This window comes from Pseudomonas sp. HLS-6 (assembly GCF_002753995.1).
GTDB classification, from domain to species: domain Bacteria; phylum Pseudomonadota; class Gammaproteobacteria; order Pseudomonadales; family Pseudomonadaceae; genus Aquipseudomonas; species Aquipseudomonas defluvii.
Genome location: NZ_CP024478.1, coordinates 5,163,594 through 5,181,892, shown reverse-complemented (window position 1 = coordinate 5,181,892; position 18,299 = coordinate 5,163,594). Strand labels below are relative to the sequence as shown.

General features: G+C 59.7%; 16 protein-coding genes. 8 read left to right on the top strand and 8 right to left on the bottom strand.

The genetic code is table 11. The features are described 5' to 3' along the window. Window positions 1-27: 27 nt before the first annotated feature. Window positions 28-411: a glutamine synthetase gene (locus tag CS390_RS24445; protein WP_065758083.1), complete on the bottom strand. Its 384-nt coding sequence runs from the start codon at window positions 409-411 to the stop codon at window positions 28-30. Between the two features lie 121 nt (window positions 412-532). On the opposite strand from CS390_RS24445, the gene zigA reads away from it, so the two are divergent. Genes zigA through CS390_RS24430 form a run of 3 tightly spaced genes read left to right on the top strand, consistent with a single transcriptional unit; the run spans window position 533 to window position 3,387 of the window. After that, window positions 533-1,741: a zinc metallochaperone GTPase ZigA gene (gene zigA / locus CS390_RS24440; protein ID WP_099776415.1), complete on the top strand. Its 1,209-nt coding sequence runs from the start codon at window positions 533-535 to the stop codon at window positions 1,739-1,741. After that, on the top strand, window positions 1,741-2,376 hold the full coding sequence (locus CS390_RS24435) for a DUF1826 domain-containing protein (protein WP_065758085.1): 636 nt from the start codon (window positions 1,741-1,743) through the stop codon (window positions 2,374-2,376). Before zigA ends, CS390_RS24435 begins: the two co-directional genes overlap by 1 nt. 42 nt (window positions 2,377-2,418) lie before the next feature. Beyond that, a complete protein-coding gene (locus CS390_RS24430) occupies window positions 2,419-3,387 on the top strand; it encodes a GTP-binding protein (protein ID WP_099776810.1) in 969 nt (322 codons plus the stop codon). Here the strand turns inward: CS390_RS24430 and CS390_RS24425 are convergent, their stop codons facing one another. After that, window positions 3,388-3,780, bottom strand: coding sequence for a DUF3301 domain-containing protein (locus CS390_RS24425; RefSeq protein WP_065758086.1), 393 nt, complete (start codon window positions 3,778-3,780; stop codon window positions 3,388-3,390). A 116-nt stretch (window positions 3,781-3,896) separates the two neighbouring features. Between CS390_RS24425 and pdxY the strand changes: the two genes are divergently transcribed. Next, a complete protein-coding gene (pdxY, locus tag CS390_RS24420) occupies window positions 3,897-4,769 on the top strand; it encodes a pyridoxal kinase PdxY (RefSeq protein ID WP_099776413.1) in 873 nt (290 codons plus the stop codon). On the opposite strand, the gene CS390_RS24415 is transcribed toward pdxY, so the two are convergent. After that, on the bottom strand, window positions 4,766-5,251 hold the full coding sequence (locus CS390_RS24415) for an acyl-CoA thioesterase (RefSeq protein ID WP_065758088.1): 486 nt from the start codon (window positions 5,249-5,251) through the stop codon (window positions 4,766-4,768). The genes pdxY and CS390_RS24415 overlap by 4 nt on opposite strands. A gap of 317 nt (window positions 5,252-5,568) precedes the next feature. On the opposite strand from CS390_RS24415, the gene CS390_RS24410 reads away from it, so the two are divergent. Further along, window positions 5,569-7,329 carry a cation:proton antiporter gene (locus CS390_RS24410; protein WP_065758089.1) on the top strand — a complete coding sequence of 587 codons (1,761 nt, stop codon included), beginning with the start codon at window positions 5,569-5,571 and terminating at the stop codon, window positions 7,327-7,329. 74 nt (window positions 7,330-7,403) lie between these two features. On the opposite strand, the gene CS390_RS24405 is transcribed toward CS390_RS24410, so the two are convergent. The 3 genes from CS390_RS24405 to uvrD form a co-directional block, all read right to left on the bottom strand. Beyond that, window positions 7,404-7,811 (bottom strand): SMI1/KNR4 family protein, encoded by a 408-nt coding sequence (locus CS390_RS24405; protein WP_099776411.1) that lies wholly within the window; start codon window positions 7,809-7,811, stop codon window positions 7,404-7,406. A gap of 111 nt (window positions 7,812-7,922) precedes the next feature. Next, window positions 7,923-8,774 (bottom strand): Tim44 domain-containing protein, encoded by an 852-nt coding sequence (locus CS390_RS24400; RefSeq protein ID WP_065758091.1) that lies wholly within the window; start codon window positions 8,772-8,774, stop codon window positions 7,923-7,925. A 244-nt stretch (window positions 8,775-9,018) separates the two neighbouring features. Continuing rightward, entirely contained in the window at window positions 9,019-11,202 is a 2,184-nt protein-coding gene (gene uvrD, locus CS390_RS24395; protein WP_099776409.1) for a DNA helicase II, read from the bottom strand. Window positions 11,203-11,438: 236 nt separating this feature from the next. Here uvrD and CS390_RS24390 point away from each other — a divergent pair, with 236 nt between their 5' ends. After that, window positions 11,439-14,309, top strand: a complete 2,871-nt coding sequence (locus tag CS390_RS24390; protein ID WP_099776407.1) for an EAL domain-containing protein — start codon at window positions 11,439-11,441, stop codon at window positions 14,307-14,309. Between the two features lie 172 nt (window positions 14,310-14,481). Here the strand turns inward: CS390_RS24390 and zwf are convergent, their stop codons facing one another. Then, complete coding sequence (gene zwf, locus CS390_RS24385) at window positions 14,482-15,924, bottom strand: glucose-6-phosphate dehydrogenase (protein WP_065758162.1); 1,443 nt, start codon at window positions 15,922-15,924, stop codon at window positions 14,482-14,484. Window positions 15,925-16,028: 104 nt separating this feature from the next. On the opposite strand from zwf, the gene hexR reads away from it, so the two are divergent. Next, window positions 16,029-16,895, top strand: coding sequence for a transcriptional regulator HexR (hexR, locus tag CS390_RS24380; protein WP_065758094.1), 867 nt, complete (start codon window positions 16,029-16,031; stop codon window positions 16,893-16,895). Between the two features lie 119 nt (window positions 16,896-17,014). Beyond that, complete coding sequence (locus CS390_RS24375; protein WP_065758095.1) at window positions 17,015-17,233, top strand: PA3496 family putative envelope integrity protein; 219 nt, start codon at window positions 17,015-17,017, stop codon at window positions 17,231-17,233. On the opposite strand, the gene CS390_RS24370 is transcribed toward CS390_RS24375, so the two are convergent. Then, window positions 17,175-18,122, bottom strand: a complete 948-nt coding sequence (locus CS390_RS24370; RefSeq protein WP_176717392.1) for a LysR family transcriptional regulator — start codon at window positions 18,120-18,122, stop codon at window positions 17,175-17,177. The genes CS390_RS24375 and CS390_RS24370 overlap by 59 nt on opposite strands. Window positions 18,123-18,299: the final 177 nt, after the last annotated feature.

The window sequence follows — 18,299 nt, the reverse complement described above, 5'->3', positions numbered from 1 at the left end:
ATGCAGTGTTCTACAAGACTGCAGGGATTACTGGCAACCGCTTACTCGACTGCAGCGCACGCCAAAGCGCTGTCCGTTGGAACTGGATACGCGGTTGATCGTGGTCCAACCGACGCGACGGCTGTAGCCGACCCAGGCTTCACCGTCACTGGCCAGCCCGGTGAAGAAGGTCAGTTGACCGTAGCGGTCGCTGGTTTGTGCCCAGCGACGTTTGCCCTCTATCTCGTACCCTCGCAAAAACACGGTGCTGCCTTTGGTTTGCACACTGTAGTAATTGCCCTCGAGATCCTTGCAGGCCAGCAGGTTTGCGCTGCGCGTGCAGTGCGCCAGCGTGTCGCTGGGTAGTGCCTGCGCGAGAGCGTGCGGGGCAAGTGCAGCGAGGCAAACAAGCCAAGCCCACGGTTGATTCATCAAGACTTCCTCGAGGTGGTTAGCGTTCGTGCGCTTGCGAAGGTGCTTGGAATAAGTGCACCGTTATAATATAACATGCCATAAAGCATCTATCGAATGCTGCCCCGATGAGGACCCCACCATGCCCGACCGTCTTCCCGTTACTGTGCTCTCTGGCTTTCTCGGCGCAGGCAAGAGCACGCTGCTCAATCATGTCCTGCGCAATCGCGAAAACCTCCGGGTGGCAGTGATCGTCAACGACATGAGTGAAATCAACATCGATGCCAGTGAGGTGCAACGTAATGTCAGCTTGAACCGTGCCGAGGAGAAGTTGGTCGAGATGAGCAACGGTTGCATCTGCTGCACCTTGCGCGAAGACCTGCTCGAGGAAGTCGGGCGACTGGCTCGAGAAGGTCGGTTCGATTACTTGCTGATTGAGTCGACCGGTATTTCTGAACCACTCCCCGTGGCTGAAACCTTTACCTTCCGGGATGACCAAGGCCGCAGCCTGGCCGACCAGGCGCGGCTCGATACCATGGTCACGGTAGTCGATGGTTTGAATTTCCTGAGTGATTATCAGGCTGCGGAAAGCCTGGCGAGCCGTGGCGAAACCCTTGGCGAAGAGGATGAGCGTTCGATCAGTGACCTCTTGATCGAGCAGGTGGAGTTCGCTGATGTGATTCTGGTCAGCAAGATCGATCTGGTGGGTAGCCACAGCCGTGACGAACTAATGGCGATCCTGCGTAGCCTTAACGCTCACGCGCAGATTGTTCCAATGGTCATGGGACAGGTGCCGCTGGAGCGGATCCTCAACACCGGCTTGTTCGACTTCGACAAGGCCGCACAGGCGCCCGGTTGGCTTCAGGAACTGCGTGGCACGCATGTGCCTGAAACGCAGGAGTATGGCATTTGCTCATGGGCCTGGCAGGCTCGGCGTCCGTTGCATCCGCAGCGCTTCTTCGACTTTATCCACAGCCCCTGGACGAATGGGCGACTGCTGCGCTCCAAGGGCTTTTTCTGGCTGGCCAGTAAACTGAGTGATGCCGGTAGCTGGTCTCAGGCAGGTGGCATGGTTCGACACGGATTCGCCGGTCGTTGGTGGCGTTTTGTGCCTCGCGAGCATTGGCCACAGGATCAGGACAGTCAGGCGGCAATCCTCAAGCATTGGAACAGCGCGTGCGGTGATTGTCGGCAAGAACTGGTGTTCATCGGCCAGCATATTGATTTTGCCAGGCTTGAAGCTGAGCTGGCGGCCTGCTTGCTGAGTGACGCTGAAATGGCGCTAGGCGAAGACGCCTGGAGTCAGCTGCCGGACCCCTTTGGTCCGTGGTACGAAGAGGACGCTGCCTGATGTTGGCACCAACGCCTCGTTACGTTCCGCGCCAGGTACTTGGTGAATCACCTCAGGTCCTGGGTGAAGCCTTGCAGGATGGGATCAATCTGGCCGTTTGGGAGCGGCAACTGCCTGTGCATATCGCCGATTTTGCCAGCCTGTTGTTGTCATTGAACCAACCATTGGCGGAGTCGTTCACGTTGGAATTGGACGACGACGGGCAACTTCCGGCATTGCCTGCGGTGGCCAGAGGCTATGCCGACCTGACAGGCTACGATGGCTTCGTCGCCGATGTGGCCTGGCTGGTTGGTGCCTATGCCTGCCTGCTTGATGCTCGTCGGGTTGGCGTACGTCTTACGGCACTGGACAACGCCATGTGCCCGCGTTGGCATGTCGATCACGTACCCTTGCGGCTGCTCACGACCTATGCCGGGCCCGGCAGCGAATGGCTGGAAGAGGCTGTGGATAAACGCGTCCAGCCGCTGCCGGCAGAGGTCGAGCCGGCGCGGGTTCGTCAGTTGGGCTGTGGTGCTGTCGCCTTGCTGAAGGGGGAGAAGTGGTTGGGTAATGAAGGCTGCGGGCTTATCCACAGGTCGCCAGCACTGGCCAACGGTGAGCGCCGTTTGATCCTTAGCCTTGACTGGATGGCCTGAGTCCAGCGCATAGTGTGCGATCTTCCAGGCCTGTTGATGACCATGCTGCAGAACATACCTACCCACGTGATTGCCGGGCCCTTGGGGGCCGGTAAGACCAGTCTGATTCGCCACTTGATGGCTCATCGCCCGGCCACTGAGCGCTGGGCGGTGTTGATAAACGAGTTCGGTCAGATCGGCCTGGATGCGGCGCTGCTCAGCACTGCAGATGACGGCATTGCCATGGGCGAGGTGGCTGGAGGGTGCTTGTGTTGTGTGAACGGCGCACCGTTTCAGGTTGGCCTGGGTCGGTTGTTGCGCAAATCCAGACCAGACCGGCTGTTTATCGAACCTTCAGGGCTTGGTCACCCGGCGCAGCTGTTGGCGCAACTGCGCCAGCCACCATGGCAGGGTGTGCTGGATGTGCAGCCCTTGGTGATGGTGCTGGATGCCCAGATGTTGGCGGGCGGCCAGCCGCTAGCGGACAGCCAGCAAGCCGCATTGGTTGAGGCAGGGTTGTTGGTGCTGAACAAAGCCGAGGCTGTGGATAGTGAAAAACGGGTGTGTATAACCTCCCGATTACCCACCGTGCCGTGCTATTGGGCGGAACAAGGTCGGTTACCTCTGGATGAGCTGCTGAAGCAGTCCACCGCAATTGTGGATAAGCCGGCTGTGGATAATTCTGCGTTGCCTGACGGTACCGCACCACTCGGCGCTCTGTGGACAAGTCCATCCGAGCCGATCTGCCTGCACCATCAATCAACTGACGGCTGGAGCATTGGCTGGCGCTGGCACCCGAGTCAGTTGCTCGATGCGCAGCGTATAGAGGGGTTTCTTGCGGGGCTGGTGTGGCGCCGGGCCAAACTGGTTATCCACAGCCCGGAAGGTTGGCAGTCTGCTAACGCATTGGAAGGTAAACCCCTGGTCTGGCAGTCGAGCCACTGGCGGCGTGATTCACGTATCGAACTGATCTTTGCTCAGCCCCAGGATGCTGAAGCGCTGCAACAAGGCATGGCGGCATGCCTGTGTTGATCAGTTGTGCCAGCGGTTGTGCTCCTGGCGCCACTGTTTCATTTCAATCACGTTGTCATGGTGTTGCACTGGCTTGATCTCGAACGGGTAGGGCGCCAGTTCGATTTGCATGGCGTGGGCGCCAAATTGAGTGATGGTGCCGGGGTGGCGTTGCTCCCCGGTTACCGTGAACTCAAAGTTATACACACGGGCCAGGCGCTTCCTGCCATTGGCATCACGGATAAAGGCGATACGTTTGAGCGCGACGTTGCCGTCGAGCAACTCCAGGTCGAGCTTGGCGCAATGCTGTTTGACCCTTTCCAGCGCTTTTTCACGCAGCCCGTGGTTATGCCAAAGCCAAGCACCGACGGTAGCCAGCAGCATCAGTACGGATAGATTTTCGAGGGTCAACATTACATAGGCTCCAACGAGGTGTACTCAGCTTAACCGCCTCCCAGCGCTGTCGTACAGGTGGTATTTAGCGCCATACTGCATGCCTTGTCTCTATTACAACGCATCGGAAGCCTTGCATGAAACGTACGCCACACCTGCTTGCTATCCAGTCTCATGTGGTCTTCGGTCACGCCGGCAACAGCGCTGCGGTGTTCCCCATGCAGCGTGTGGGGGTCAACGTCTGGCCACTCAATACCGTGCAGTTCTCTAACCACACACAGTATGGCCAGTGGACTGGAGAAGTGCTTGCGCCAGCGCAAATTCCTGCGCTGGTGAACGGAATCGCGACGATCGGTGAGCTTGGCAATTGCGATGCGGTGTTGTCCGGTTACCTCGGCAGTGCGGCCCAGGGGCGTGCAATCCTCGCGGTTGTGGCGCAAATCAAGGCGGCCAACCCGGCAGCGCTGTACCTGTGCGATCCGGTGATGGGGCACGCAGAAAAAGGCTGCATCGTGCCCGAAGAAGTCAGCGACTTTCTACGAGAGGAGGCGCTGGCGGCGGCCGATGTGTTGTGCCCGAATCAGCTTGAGCTGGACAGCTTTTGCGGTCGTCGCGCTGAATCGCTCGACGATTGCGTTGCAATGGCACGGTCGTTGTTGAACCGTGGGCCGAAGGCGGTATTGGTCAAGCACCTGGCCTATCCGGACCGGCAAGCAAATGATTTTGAGATGCTGTTGGTGACCGCTGAAGGCAATTGGCACCTGCGTCGCCCGCTGCTGGCCTTCCCGCGCCAGCCGGTGGGTGTCGGCGACCTCACTGCCGGGTTGTTCCTGGCTCGGCTGCTGTTGGGCGACAGTTGGGTCGCGGCATTCGAATACAGTGCCGCAGCTGTGCATGAAGTACTGCTGGAAACCCAGGCCTGCGGCAGTTATGAACTGGAACTGGTGCGGGCCCAGGATCGTATTGTGCATCCACGGCTGCGTTTTGAGGCGCAGCGCCTGGCGTTTTAAAGGGCGTCGGCCTTGAGCTCCTGGTAGCGTTTTTCCAGCTCCTGGCGAATCAGGCGGCGCTGCTTACCCTGCAGGAAACGACGCTTTTCTTCGCTGGTTTCCGGCTGACGTGGCGGCACAGGCACGGGCTTGCGGTCGTCGTCGACGGCGACCATGGTGAAGAAACAGCTGTTGCTATGGCGCACCGAGCGTTCGCGGATGTTCTCAGTGACCACTTTGATGCCCACCTCCATGGAGGTGGTGCCGGTGTAGTTGACCGAGGCCAGGAACGTCACCAATTCGCCGACATGCACCGGCTCGCGGAAAATCACTTGATCAACCGAGAGTGTCACCACATAGCGGCCAGCGTAGCGGCTGGCACAGGCATAGGCGACTTCATCGAGGTACTTGAGCAGGGTACCGCCGTGTACGTTGCCAGAAAAATTGGCTTTGTCCGGAGTCATCAGGACGGTCATCGATAGCTGGGCGTTTCCAGGTTCCATAGTGTGCTCACGGTGAGGTTGCGCTGAGTGGGGGGCGCCTGAACGGACGCTTCTTTCCCCGTTACGATTCCCATCATAAAAACGGGACGCTGGCAGGCTCCTTGCCGTCACGCGTTTCAGGTCATTTGGTCGGGCAAATCTGTCGATCTGTTTCTACATATTGCATCGCCAGCCTCATGCAGTGGCGGGTGTTAACCTCAGTTGGCCCATGCAAGGTGGGTTATTCCTACAGATAAAGCATAAAACAGGTGCCGCTCAATCAGATCACTCTGACAGGTACTTGTTTGTTTTTTGTACGTATTCAGGAGGTGTCCGCCATGCATGCCATCAGCTTTATTCAGGATTTGGCGGTGATCATGCTGGTTGCCGGGGTCGTCACCGTGCTTTTTCATCGCCTCAAGCAGCCGGTGGTCCTGGGTTACATCGTTGCCGGGTTCATCATTGGCCCTTATACCCCACCGTTCGGCCTGATTCACGACGAAGACACGATCAAGACCCTGGCCGAGCTCGGGGTGATTTTCCTGATGTTTTGCCTGGGCCTGGAGTTCAGCCTGCGCAAGCTGTTCAAGGTCGGGGCAACCGCCTTTATCGCCGCTTTTCTGGAAATCGTCCTGATGATCTGGATCGGCTTCGAGATTGGCCGCTGGTTTGGCTGGAGCACCATGGATTCGTTGTTTCTCGGGGCGATTCTGGCGATTTCCTCGACCACGATCATCGTCAAGGCGCTCAATGACCTGAAGATGAAGAACGAGCGCTTCGCCCAGTTGATCTTCGGTGTACTGATCGTTGAAGACATTCTGGGTATCGGCATTATTGCCTTGTTATCGGGCATTGCCGTCAGCGGTACGGTCAGCTCCGGTGAGGTGTTTTCCACGGTCGGCAAACTGTCGCTGTTCATGATTGTGGCGTTGGTGGTCGGCATTCTTCTGGTGCCGCGTGTGTTGGCCTACGTGGCGCGCTTTGAAAGCAACGAGATGCTGCTGATTACGGTGCTAGGGCTGTGCTTCGGCTTTTGCCTGCTGGTGGTCAAGCTTGAGTACAGCATGGTGCTGGGTGCGTTCCTGATTGGCGCGATTATGGCTGAGTCGCGGCAGTTACTGAAAATAGAGCGCTTGATCGAGCCGGTTCGTGACCTGTTCAGTGCCATCTTTTTTGTCGCCATCGGCATGATGATCGACCCGCGGGTGCTGCTCGACTATGCCTGGCCGATTGCGGTGATTACCGTTGCCGTCGTGCTGGGCAAGATGCTTTCTTGCGGCATGGGAGCGTTTATTGCGGGCAACGATGGGCGCACGTCGTTGCGTGTCGGCATGGGCCTGTCACAGATCGGCGAGTTCTCTTTCATCATCGCGGCGCTGGGGATCACCCTGCAGGTCACCAGTGACTTCCTCTACCCGGTCGCGGTGGCCGTGTCGGCGATTACCACGCTGCTGACGCCGTATTTGATCCGCAGTGCAGATCCGTTGTCACAGAGGCTGGCCAAGGTCATGCCGCAGCGTCTGGGCCGAGTACTGTCGCTGTATGGTGAATGGTTGCGCAGTATTCAACCACACGGCGAGGGCGCGATGCTGGCGGCCATGATCCGGCGGATTCTGTTGCAGGTTGGGGTCAACCTGGCCCTGGTGGCCGCGATCTTCTTTAGTGGCGGTTACTTTGCATACCGCATCAGCGCCTGGTTGAGCGGCTGGATCAGCGACACAGGGCAGCACAAGGCCTTGATTTGGGGCGCAGCGCTGTTGTTGTCGCTACCGTTCCTGATCGCGGCTTATCGCAAGCTCAAGGCGCTCTCGATGCTGTTGGCGGAAATGGGGGTGAAACCGGAGGTGGCGGGGCGACATACCCAGCGTGTTCGACGGGTAATCGCCGAGGTGATTCCGCTGCTGTCGTTGTTGGTGATTTTCCTGCTGTTGTCGGCATTGTCGGCCAGTATTCTGCCGACCAGTGAACTGCTGCTGGTGATCGCGGTGGTCGCTGCGGGCGTGGTCGCGTTGCTCTGGCGCTGGTTCATCCGGGTGCACACGCGGATGCAGATCGCTTTGCTCGAAACGCTTGAGCATGATGACGGCCATCACCGCTAGGGTGCGTTGATGGCGCGTCCTGCCAGCGCCAATCGACTGCCCGATGGCCGTTGATGCTTCAGGCGATGTTCAGGTCAGCTTTCCAGCCAGACATCCCGAGCCCAGTGCCAGACCGATTCCCAGCTTTCCTCGGTGACGCATTCTTCTTCGCCCGACCACAACACTACGGTGCCGTCTTCTTCGACGCAGTAGTAGTCATCGCCGTCCTGGCAGAGCGGGATCAGGTCGCGCGGTACGCCCGCATCCCAGGCATTGGCGGCGACTTCAGGCAGGTAGGTGTGCGATTGTGGGTCGGTCGCGGTCACCGGTTCCAGGCTACCGTACACGACATCGCTGACGGTCAGCAGGAACTCTTTGAAGACGAAGGGAATGTTGATGAACAACTGCTCTTCGATCTCGACCAGTTGATCCTCGTCGGGCAACTCCAGTGGAACCGGCACGGGTTCATTGGCTTCACGGAGTTGTTCAATCACTTCTTCCACGGCTCTATCCTCTTACCTTGATGACACGCTGCGCGTTATACCCTAGTAGCGCAATCCGGCAAAAGCAAAACCCCGGGACAGGCCCGGGGTTTTTTGTGCAATGCCTGAAAATCAGCCGTTTTGGCGGATCCCGGCGACCAGCCACGGCTGGTTTTCGCCTTGGGCACGTTCCATGTTCCAGCTTTCGCTGAACACTTCGCCCTGGTCGAAGCGCGAGGTTTTCGACACGCCGCTGAAGGTCAGAGTGGCGATGGTCTTGTCGGCGCGGTCGTCGACACCTTCCAGTTGCACATTCAGGTCATCGATGTAGGTGGACTGGAAGCCCTCGCCCAAGGCCGCGCGCTCCTGCTTGAGGAACTGCAGCATTTGTGGCGTGACGAACTCGGCGATCTTGTCCATCTCGTTCGCGTCCCAGTGCTGCTGCAGCGACTGGAAGTGGTTGCGTGCTGCAGCCAGGAAGCTCTGCTCGTTGAACCAGGCCGGTGCGTTGATGACCGGGCGGGCCGACGAGGCTGGCGAACCACCGAATACCTGCGGCTGTGCTGGTTGCTCGTAGGCTTCACGCTGGAACGGTGCGTGACCTGCTGGCGCCATCTGTGGCTGCTGTTGCTTGCGACGGCGGGCCGCAATGAAGCGGAACGCCAGGAAGGCGATCAGCGCCATGATGATGATGTCGAGGAACTGCATCCCCTCGAAGCCATCACCCATGAACATCGAGGCCAGCAGGCCACCGGCGGCGATACCGGCCAATGGGCCGAGCCAGCGCGAGGCGCCGCTGGCAGCGGCAGGCGCACGGCCTGGCATTGCGGGGGTGGCTGCCGGAGTGGATGGGGCGGCCTGGCGGGTTTGATGGGTCGGTGCTGCGCCCGAGCTCTTGCCGCCGCCGAAGCGTTTGGCATTGGCGTCGAGGCTCATCGTCAGGCCAATGCACAGCGCTAGAGCGATGCTAAGAAAACGTTGCATAGTATGGGAATTCCCGTTTTGTGGATTGCACGCGCGTCATGGTGCACAGGTTGTAGGCTGCATGACCAGCACCATAATGTTTCCAGCTTTTGCTTGATTATGCCTTCATGCTTGACTCAAGCCTGTTGCACGATCAGCTAATACCTGGGGGCCGGTGGCTATGGGGTCAGGCGGCAAGGGCCCAGAACGTCCATGAGGAAAAGAAGCCCGAGCCCATTGCGTTACCTTTGTCCAGAAACGCGACTTAGATGGCTTCCAGCTTGGCATAACCCAGCATCAGCCACTTGCTGCCTTCGGCGAAGTTGACTTGCACGCGTGCCTGCGCGCCGGAGCCTTCAAAGTTCAGGATCACGCCTTCGCCAAACACTGCATGCTGTACCCGCTGGCCGAGGTTGAAGGCGGTTTGCGGGATGTTAGCGCTACCGAACAGGCTGCTCGAATTCTGCTTCTGGCCAGAACCGAATGGGCGGCTGACGCTGTTGGACAAACGCACTTCCTGAATCAGTCCGGCCGGAATTTCACGTACGAAACGTGACACCTTGTTGTAGGTCTCGCTGCCGTACAGGCGGCGGGTTTCGGCGTAGGTCATGACCAGTTGCTGCATGGCCCGGGTAATGCCGACATAGGCCAGGCGGCGTTCCTCTTCGAGGCGCCCTGGCTCCTCCAGGCTCATCTTGTGCGGGAACAGGCCTTCTTCCATGCCCACCAGGAACACGTAAGGGAACTCCAGGCCCTTGGCGCTGTGCAGGGTCATCAACTGGATGCTGTCTTCATGCTCATCGGCCTGGGCCTCACCGGCTTCCAGCGAGGCATGGCCGAGGAATGCCGAGAGCGGCGAGAGGTCTTCCTCGTCTTCACTGGTTTCAAAGTTGCGCGCTGCGCTGACCAGTTCCTCAAGGTTTTCTACCCGTGCCTGGCCTTTCTCACCTTTCTCTTCCTGGTGATAGACGATCAGCCCTGATTGCTCGATCACTGTCTGGGTCATCAGGTGCAGCGGCATTTCCAGCACCTTCGCCGCCAGGTTTTCGATCAGTTCGATAAAGGCGCTCAGCGCGCTGGCTGCACGGCCCTTGAGGCCCTTGTTGGCGAGCAGCAGGGCCACGGCCTCCCACATCGAGACCTGGGCATGGCGGGCATGCTCGCGAATGGCTTCGACGGTTTTCTCACCGATGCCACGCGGCGGCACATTAATGACCCGCTCCAGTGCCGCGTCGTTGCCACGGCCCTCCAGCAGGCGCAAATAGGCCATGGCGTTCTTGATCTCGGCGCGCTCGAAGAAGCGTTGCCCCCCGTAGATTCGATAGGGGATGCGTTCGCGCAGCAGGGCCTCTTCGAGCACCCGCGACTGGGCGTTGGAGCGGTAAAGGATGGCGATATCGCTACGCGCCGCACCGGTCTTGATCACGCTTTCGATGGTTTCCACCACGTAGCGGGCTTCGTCGTGTTCGTTGAAGGCGGCGTAAAGGCTCAGTGGTTCGCCGTCGCCACCGTCGGTCCACAGCTCTTTGCCCAGGCGCCCGCTGTTGTTGGCGATCAGGGCGTTGGCGGCTTTGAGGATGCCGGCGGTGGAGCGGTAGTTCTGCTCCAGGCGGATCAACTCGGCGTCGGGGAAGTCGCTGGTGTACTGATGAATGTTCTCGATCTTGGCACCGCGCCAGCCATAAATGGACTGATCGTCGTCGCCGACCACCATCAAGCTGTCGCCACCCTTGGCCAGTAGCCGCAGCCAGGCATATTGCACGGCGTTGGTATCCTGGAATTCATCCACCAGCAAGTGGCGGAAGCGGCGCTGGTAATGCTCCAGCAGGCCGGGATGGTCGCGCCAGAGGTCCAGGGCGCGCAGCAGCAGTTCGGAGAAGTCGATGACGCCAGCGCGTTGGCAGGCGGCCTCATAGGCTTCATAAATGCTGCGCATGGTGCCCAGGAACAGGTCGCCGCTGGCTTGAATATGCTGTGGGCGCAGGCCTTCGTCTTTCTGGCCATTGATGAACCATTGCGCCTGGCGTGCAGGCCAGCGCTGTTCGTCCAGGCCCAACTCGCGGATTACGCGCTTGACCAGGCGTTGCTGATCGTCGCTGTCGAGAATCTGGAAATTCTGGTTCAGCCCGGCTTCTTGCCAGTGCGCCCGCAACAGGCGATGGGCCAGGCCGTGGAAGGTGCCCACCCACATGCCTGCCGGGTTGATACCCATCAGTTGCTCGATACGCTGGCGCATCTCGGCGGCAGCCTTGTTGGTGAAGGTCACCGACAGGATCGAATGCGGTGAGGCCTGCTCGACCTGGATCAACCAGGCGATACGGTGCACCAGCACACGGGTTTTGCCGGAGCCGGCACCGGCCAGGACCAACTGACGGCCAACCGGGGCCGCTACGGCCTGACGTTGGGCATCGTTGAGGGAGTTCAACAGGAGAGAGAGATCATCGCGCATCCGGCCATTCTAGGGGGCAGGGGAGTCAGGGGCAAACCTGGCGTGGAAAATCCGTCGGGGTGACGATCCGCTGGTCATGGCGTGCAGGCCTTGGCCCGCGTGCTTGAGCGGTCGCCATGGTTATGGCGCGTGCATCAGGTTGGTGAATATTTATAACGCAGAGCAGTTTGGTAGTGGTCGATGCTTGTGTATGCTCCGTGCCACGTTTAAGGCTCACCATTACAAGAATACTGCCTATGACCTTCGGTTCAGGCTCTGCGAGCGTCCCTCAGGAAGCACGTCGGAGCATTCGCAAGCAATTTGCCACGCAACTGGCCGTCGAGCGCACCCGCTTGTTGTATCAGGGGTCACTGCTGCCAACGTTGTTCATGCTGCTCAATGGCCTGGTATGCGCCTGGTTGCTGTGGAGCCCGCCACGCTATTTTCAGATCAGTATCTGGATGGTCTGGCTGATGGCCCTGGTTGCCTTGCGAGTGATCCAGGTCGCGGCATTCGACGCGGCCATGCCAGAACGTCAGGCGCAACCGACCTGGTGGCGAATGTTCCTCCTGGGTTCGGCTTTCAGTGGCCTGACCCTGGCCAGCGCAGCGATCGCCCTGGTGCCTACGGATAATTTCGTACAGCAAGCCTGGGTCTTTGGCCTGCTTGGCGCGGCGACACTTTCGGCCAGCATTGCCTACGCTGTCAGCTTGCCCGCCTTCCTCAGCTTCACCTTGCCATGTTTGTTGCCGCCGATCCTCTACCTGTTCTGGAGTGGTGCCGACGAGCACCTGGGTTGGGGCTGGTTGGGCCTCATCCTGCTGGGAGCCTTGTTAGTGGTTGCCTGGCAGGTCAATCGCCTGATTGAGAACGGGTTGCTGCGCCGCTTTCAGAATCAGGCGCTGATTGAACACCTGCAGGCTGCACAGCATCGCAGTGAACAGCTCAACCAGGCCTTGGCCAGTGAAGTCGAGCGGCGACGGCTGATCGAAGACCAGTTGCGTCAGGCCCAGGTCGGCCTGGAGTCGCGGGTGGCGCAGCGCAGCCAGCAACTGGACGCCGCCAATCAGGCGTTGAGCAAGAGCGAGCAACGCCTGGCGTTGGCGCTGGACGCCAGTGAGCTGGGTTTATGGGACTGGAACCTGCAGAGCGATGAGGTTCACCACACCCAGCTTCGCGAGTTGTTTGGCCTTGATCCAGAGCAGGTCAAGGCGATGCTGGCTCACCTCAAGCCGCGCTTGCACCCCGACGACCTGCCGTCGCTCAAGCGCACGCTGGTCGAGCATTTGAAGGGGCGCACCGAGGATTACCGTATCGAGTACCGGGTTCGTCACAGCCAGGGCCACTGGTGCTGGGTCGAGGACCGTGGCCGGGCCGTCGAGCGCGATGCCGACGGGCGAGTTGTGCGTATGCTGGGGACACGGCGCGACATCAGCGCAAGCAAGGCTCAGGAAGAGCAGCAACGCTTGGCGGCCACGGTGTTCGAGGCTGCCAGCGAAGGTATTGCCATTCTCGACCCGGATTACGTGCTGCTGGCCGTCAATCAGGCATTCTGTCGGATCACCGGCTATGACCGAGAAGAGTTGCTGGCGCGCAACGTGCTGGAGTTGCCCTGCAGCCGTGACGCGCGGCGGCACCTGTCGGCGATTGACCAGGCCCTGGAGCAGCAGGGCGGGTGGCAGGGTGAGCTGGTTGAGGCGCGCAAAAGTGGCGAACTCTATCCCCAGTGGCTGCAACTCAATGGTGTGCGGGATGCACAGGGCAACATCAGCAGTATTGTTGGCTTCTTCAGTGATCTCTCCGCGCGGCGCGAGTCGGAAGAGCGTTTGCGCTACCTTGCGCATTACGACGAACTCACGGGCCTGGCCAACCGTGCGCTGTTCCGATTGCGTTTGCATGAAGCCGGGCAGCGCTTACCTTTGAGTGGCCGTAGCCTGGCCTTGCTGCATATCGACCTCGATCGCTTCAAGCTGTTGAACGAGAGCCTTGGGCATGAGATCGCAGATCAACTTCTGACCCAGATGGCCCGGCGTATCAGCAATGCGTTGCCTGAGGCCGATACCGTTGCGCGGCTTTCCGGGGACGAGTTTGCCGTGCTGTTTGATGGGTACACCAACCTGTCGAGCCTGGTGCGGGTTACGACACGCCTGCTCGACAAGCTGCGTGCACCGTTGCGGGTTGCGGGTCATGAGTTGGTGATCAGTGCATCGGTCGGAATCAGCCTGCTCTCCGATACCACTCGGGAGGTCAGTATGCTGGTCAGCCAAGCGAACATGGCGATGCAGCATGCCAAGCACCTGGGGGGCGACAACTTCCAGTTCTACACCGAAAGCCTGCAGGCCAGCACGTTGGAGCGTCTGCAACTGGAGAATCAGTTGCGCAGGGCGATTGAAGAACGCCAGCTGGAGGTCTACTACCAACCAAAACTGTGCCTGGCCACAGGGCGTCTGACAGCAGCCGAAGCCTTGGTGCGCTGGCATCATCCGCAATGGGGCATGGTACCGCCGAGCGAGTTTATCGGGTTGGCCGAGGAAACCGGGCTGATCGCGCCGATGGGTGAGTTCGTCTTGCGTCAGGCGTGTTGGCAAGCCTGCGAATGGCAGCGTCAGGGCTTGGCACCGATACGTGTCTCGGTAAACCTTTCGGTTCATCAGTTACGTCAGGGCAAGTTGGTCAGCCTGGTGCGTCAAGTGCTTGATGAGAGCGGGCTGGAACCTCATCTGCTGGAGCTGGAACTGACCGAAAGCCAGTTGCTTGACAGTGTCGAGCACATCATTGCGACGTTCCGTCAGTTGCATGAGTTGGGGGTGAAGCTGGCCATCGACGATTTTGGAACGGGTTACTCGTCCCTGAGTTACCTCAAGCGATTCCCGGTGGACTACGTCAAAATCGATCAGACCTTTGTTCGCGGCCTGACCGAAGGCAGTCAGGATGCAGCGATCACCCGAGCAATTATCGTCATGGCCCATAGCCTGGCGCTCAAGGTGGTGGCCGAGGGTGTTGAAACGCAGGAGCAGTTGGCTTTTTTACGTGAGCAGGGCTGCGATGAGGTACAGGGCTATCTGATCAGCCGGCCGGTGGCGGCGGCCAATCTGATGAGTTTGCTGTCGATGCCGCCTGTGTGGTGATGCAGTCGCGTGGCTGCATACCCTTCAAACAAAAAACCTGCCTGGCATTGCGGGTACCAGGCAGGCAAGGGGAGAAGCGTTCGCGCTCAGCCAAGCGCTGGTGTTCAGTATCGGATCAAACGAATCACTATCGGTATTACATAGTAGTCGCTCATTGGCGCGTGTCATGTGCTCAGTTGTGCCATTCCCGGCCTTGATGGGCCAGCAGGCTATGTGCCTGGTCGGGGCCGTTGGTACCAGCGTGGTAGGGCCTGGGGGCCTGGAAGTATTCCTGCCAGCCGTTGAGGATCGGGTCAATCCAGGCCCAGGCGGCCTCGACTTCGTCACGGCGCATGAACAAGGTTGAATCGCCCTCCAGCACATCCAGCAGCAGCCGTTCGTAGGCTTCCCAGCGACGTGTCTGGCCGAACACCTGGGCCAGGTTCAGGTTCAGTTCCACAGGCTCCAGGCGCATGCCTTTGCCTGGGCTTTTGGTCATCATCTGCAGGCTGATGCGTTCGTCCGGCTGTAGCTGAATCAGCAACTGATTGGTCTGTGCGCCCTCGAACAGTTGGTGCGGTACCGGTTTGAACTGAATGACAATCTGCGACGACTTCTTCGCCATCCGTTTACCGGTACGCAGGTAGAACGGTACGCCGGCCCAGCGCCAGTTGTTGATATAGGCTTCAACGGCGACGAAGGTCTCGGTATCGCTGTCGTTGTCGACATCTTTCTCGAAGTAATACGCCGGTACTTCCTGCCCGCCGATCTTGCCCGCGCTGTACTGGCCGCGCACGGTCCGATCCTGGACATCCTGGCCGGTGATCGGCTTGAGGGCCCTGAGGATCTTTACCTTCTCATCGCGCACGGCTTCGGCGTTGAATTGAGCCGGTGGCTCCATGGCTACCAGGCAAAGCAGTTGCAGCAGATGGTTCTGCAGCATGTCGCGTGTCGCGCCAGCGCGGTCGTAGTAGGCCCCGCGGTTTTCGACGCCCAGGGTTTCGCACACACTGATCTGCACATGGTCGATCTGATTACTACGCCATACCGGTTCCAGCAGGGCGTTGGCAAAACGCAGGGCCATGAGGTTCTGTACGGTCTCCTTGCCCAGGTAATGGTCGATCCGGAACACCTGCGACTCGTCGAGCACGGCGCCAATGGCACTGTTGATTGCCGTTGCCGATTCCAGCGAGTGGCCGATAGGCTTTTCCAGTACGACCCGTGCGTCGCTGTCAGCCAGCCCGGCAATCTGCATATGGCTGATGATCGGCACGAACAGATCGGGGGCCGTGGCCAGGTAGTAGATCCGCGTCAGCCCGCCTGGTTCGCCGAGGAAGCGTGCCAGACGGCCGAAGTCGGCGCTCTGCGAGGCGTCCATGGGAAAGTAGTCGAGACGCGCCGAGAAACGCTTCCAGACCTCTTCATCGAAGTCATGGCGGGCAATCTGGGCCCGGCAGCGGCGCTCGGCGAGCAGCCGGTAGTCGCTGCGCGGCAGATTTTTTCGAGCCAGCGCAACGATACGCACTTCAGGGTGCAGGCGTGCTTCGCGATACAGGTGGTAGAGCGCCGGAAGCAGCTTGTGCAGGGCCAGGTCACCGGTGCCGCCGAATACCATGATGTCGCAAGGGATAGTCAATACCACCACTCTCCTAGATCGTTTAGCTGGGCGGGTCGCCGGTCATGTAGTATAACTACAAGAAAGCTACAACCCGGTCAGTCGATCATAACCGAGTCCTGCCCTTGAATCTGTTGCAACACATCGCCCAGTCGCGCCATCTGCTACGTAAGTCGGAGCTCAAGGTTGCCGACCACGTGCTGCTCGACCCAGCAGCCGTCATGCATAGCTCCATGGCCGACCTTGCCCACAGCGTCGGCATCAGCGAGCCGACCATCGTGCGCTTTTGCCGCGCCATTGGTTGCTCCGGGTTCCAGGACCTCAAGCTCAAGCTTGCCCAGAGCCTGGCGGCCGGGGCCAGTTTTGGCCAGTTTGCGATCCATGAGGACGATTCGGTTGCCGACTACAGCCTGAAGATCTTCGACACCACCCTGCACACCCTGATGGAAGTGCGTGAGCACCTCGATGCCCAAGCGCTGCAGCGTGCCGTGACCGCTATGGCCCAGGCCCAGCGCGTCGAGTTCTACGGGTTTGGCGCCTCCGGCGCGGTGGCTGCCGATGCGCAGCACAAGTTCTTCCGTCTGCTGCTCAGCGCTGCTGCCTATTCCGACCCGCACATGCAGGCGATGTCGGCGGTCACCCTGAAACCGGGTGATGTGGCCATCTGCATTTCCCAGTCCGGGCGCTCCAAGGACCTGCTGATCACCGCCAACCTGGTGCGCGAGAGCGGGGCAACCCTGATTACCCTGTGCCCGAGCCAGACCCCGTTGGCTGAGCTGTCGAGTGTCAACCTGGCCATCGACGTTCATGAAGACACCGAGATCTATACCCCGTTGACCTCGCGGATCGCCCACCTGGTGGTGATCGACGTGCTGGCAATGGGCGTTGCCATGGCCCGTGGCCCGAGCCTGGTCAACCACCTCAAGAGCGTCAAACGCAGCTTGCGCAGCCTGCGCCTGTCACCCAAGTCGATCAAGGCCCTGGACGACTGACCGCCGCCGACTGTCCCCGTACGGTCGGCAAGGTTCATGGTTTTGTCATCGCCGCGCCGCCAAATCGTCACCGCCATTGCGCACCCTGAAACTCCCGTACTTGACCAGGGAGATTCGCAATGGCTCGTGAATTTGATCGTCCGTACCCGTCCAACGCCAAGGCCCGCAAGCAGCAGGAAAAGGATCAGCGCCGCATGGAGTATCGCCGTGCGATTGAAAGCTATTCCGAGCAGCGCCGCCTGTTGCAGGAAATTGCTGACTACCCCGAATTACAGGCCGTCAACCTCTGGCAGGTATCGGCGGCAGAGTCCCCGAGAAACGCTCAACAAGTGCGCTGATTTGCGCGCGTTCGCTGCGGATGTATGCAAGAAAGGCCAGGGCTACCGGCGACTGCCGCTTGGCCTTGGCCTGTACCACGCACCAGCTTCGGTACAGCGGTAGCTCTTCCACGGGCAGTTCGCGCAACACGCCGGTGGCCAGTTCCAGGTTCAGCGCATGACGCGTCAGCAGTGCGATCCCGAGCCCGGCAATGACGCACTCGCGTTGAGCGTCGGCAGACGCCACCTCCAGTGTCTGGGAGAAGTGTACGCGTTTGTCTTTGAAGTACTCTTCGCAGGCTTTGCGCGTGCCTGAGCCTTGCTCGCGAACCAGCAGCGTGTGGGGCTCCAGGTCTTGCAGGCGCAGGCGTTCGAGCTTGCAGAGCGGGTGGTCAGGTGGCGCCACGGCAACGATCGGGTTGTTCAGGAAGGGCATGAATTCCAGGCCCATGTCCTGCGGCACCATGGACATGATGATCAGGTCATCCCGGTTGTCCGAGAGGCGCCGAATCGCCTGGGCGCGGTTGACCACGGTAAGGGTCAGGTTGACCTCGGGATGAAGCTTCTTGAAGGCGGCAAACAGGTGCGGCACGAAGTACTTGGCGCTGGACTCCACCGCCAGTTTCAGTTGCCCCTGCAGAGAGCCTTGCATGTCCGAGAGCTGCATGTCGAAGCTCTCCAGGCGGCCGAAGATGTCTCGGCTGGCGCGCTGCAAAGCCTCAGCGGCTTCGGTGAGGTAGAGCTTCTTGCCCACGTACTCAAACAGCGGCTGGCCGACCAGTTCTTCGAGCTGGCGGATCTGTAGACTAACGGCGGGTTGCGTCAGCGACATCTCTTCGGCGGCTCGGCTGTAGGAGCGCAGATCGCAGACTTCGTTGAAGACTTTCAACTGCCGTAATGTCATACGCATCAATGACTTACGCATCTCTCATCCGGCTCCGGACAAACCTTGTTACGGCACTATAAGCTTTTGCTAATGCAAGGCCTAATAAATATTGATTTTTGTTTATTAAGCGACGGCGCTAGGGTACTTATGCGACTGGCCAGCAACGTATGGTCACGCGCCGACCGGTCTCGCCGGTTCGTC

Bases quoted from the DNA above. Each gene is read 5' to 3' on its own strand.
- CS390_RS24445 (WP_065758083.1), bottom strand. From the start codon at position 411: ATGAATCAACCGTGGGCTTGGCTTGTTTGCCTCGCTGCACTTGCCCCG.
- zigA (WP_099776415.1), top strand. From the start codon at position 533: ATGCCCGACCGTCTTCCCGTTACTGTGCTCTCTGGCTTTCTCGGCGCA.
- CS390_RS24435 (WP_065758085.1), top strand. From the start codon at position 1,741: ATGTTGGCACCAACGCCTCGTTACGTTCCGCGCCAGGTACTTGGTGAA.
- CS390_RS24430 (WP_099776810.1), top strand. From the start codon at position 2,419: ATGCTGCAGAACATACCTACCCACGTGATTGCCGGGCCCTTGGGGGCC.
- CS390_RS24425 (WP_065758086.1), bottom strand. From the start codon at position 3,780: ATGTTGACCCTCGAAAATCTATCCGTACTGATGCTGCTGGCTACCGTC.
- pdxY (WP_099776413.1), top strand. From the start codon at position 3,897: ATGAAACGTACGCCACACCTGCTTGCTATCCAGTCTCATGTGGTCTTC.
- CS390_RS24415 (WP_065758088.1), bottom strand. From the start codon at position 5,251: ATGGAACCTGGAAACGCCCAGCTATCGATGACCGTCCTGATGACTCCG.
- CS390_RS24410 (WP_065758089.1), top strand. From the start codon at position 5,569: ATGCATGCCATCAGCTTTATTCAGGATTTGGCGGTGATCATGCTGGTT.
- CS390_RS24400 (WP_065758091.1), bottom strand. From the start codon at position 8,774: ATGCAACGTTTTCTTAGCATCGCTCTAGCGCTGTGCATTGGCCTGACG.
- uvrD (WP_099776409.1), bottom strand. From the start codon at position 11,202: ATGCGCGATGATCTCTCTCTCCTGTTGAACTCCCTCAACGATGCCCAA.
- CS390_RS24390 (WP_099776407.1), top strand. From the start codon at position 11,439: ATGACCTTCGGTTCAGGCTCTGCGAGCGTCCCTCAGGAAGCACGTCGG.
- CS390_RS24375 (WP_065758095.1), top strand. From the start codon at position 17,015: ATGGCTCGTGAATTTGATCGTCCGTACCCGTCCAACGCCAAGGCCCGC.
- CS390_RS24370 (WP_176717392.1), bottom strand. From the start codon at position 18,122: ATGCGTATGACATTACGGCAGTTGAAAGTCTTCAACGAAGTCTGCGAT.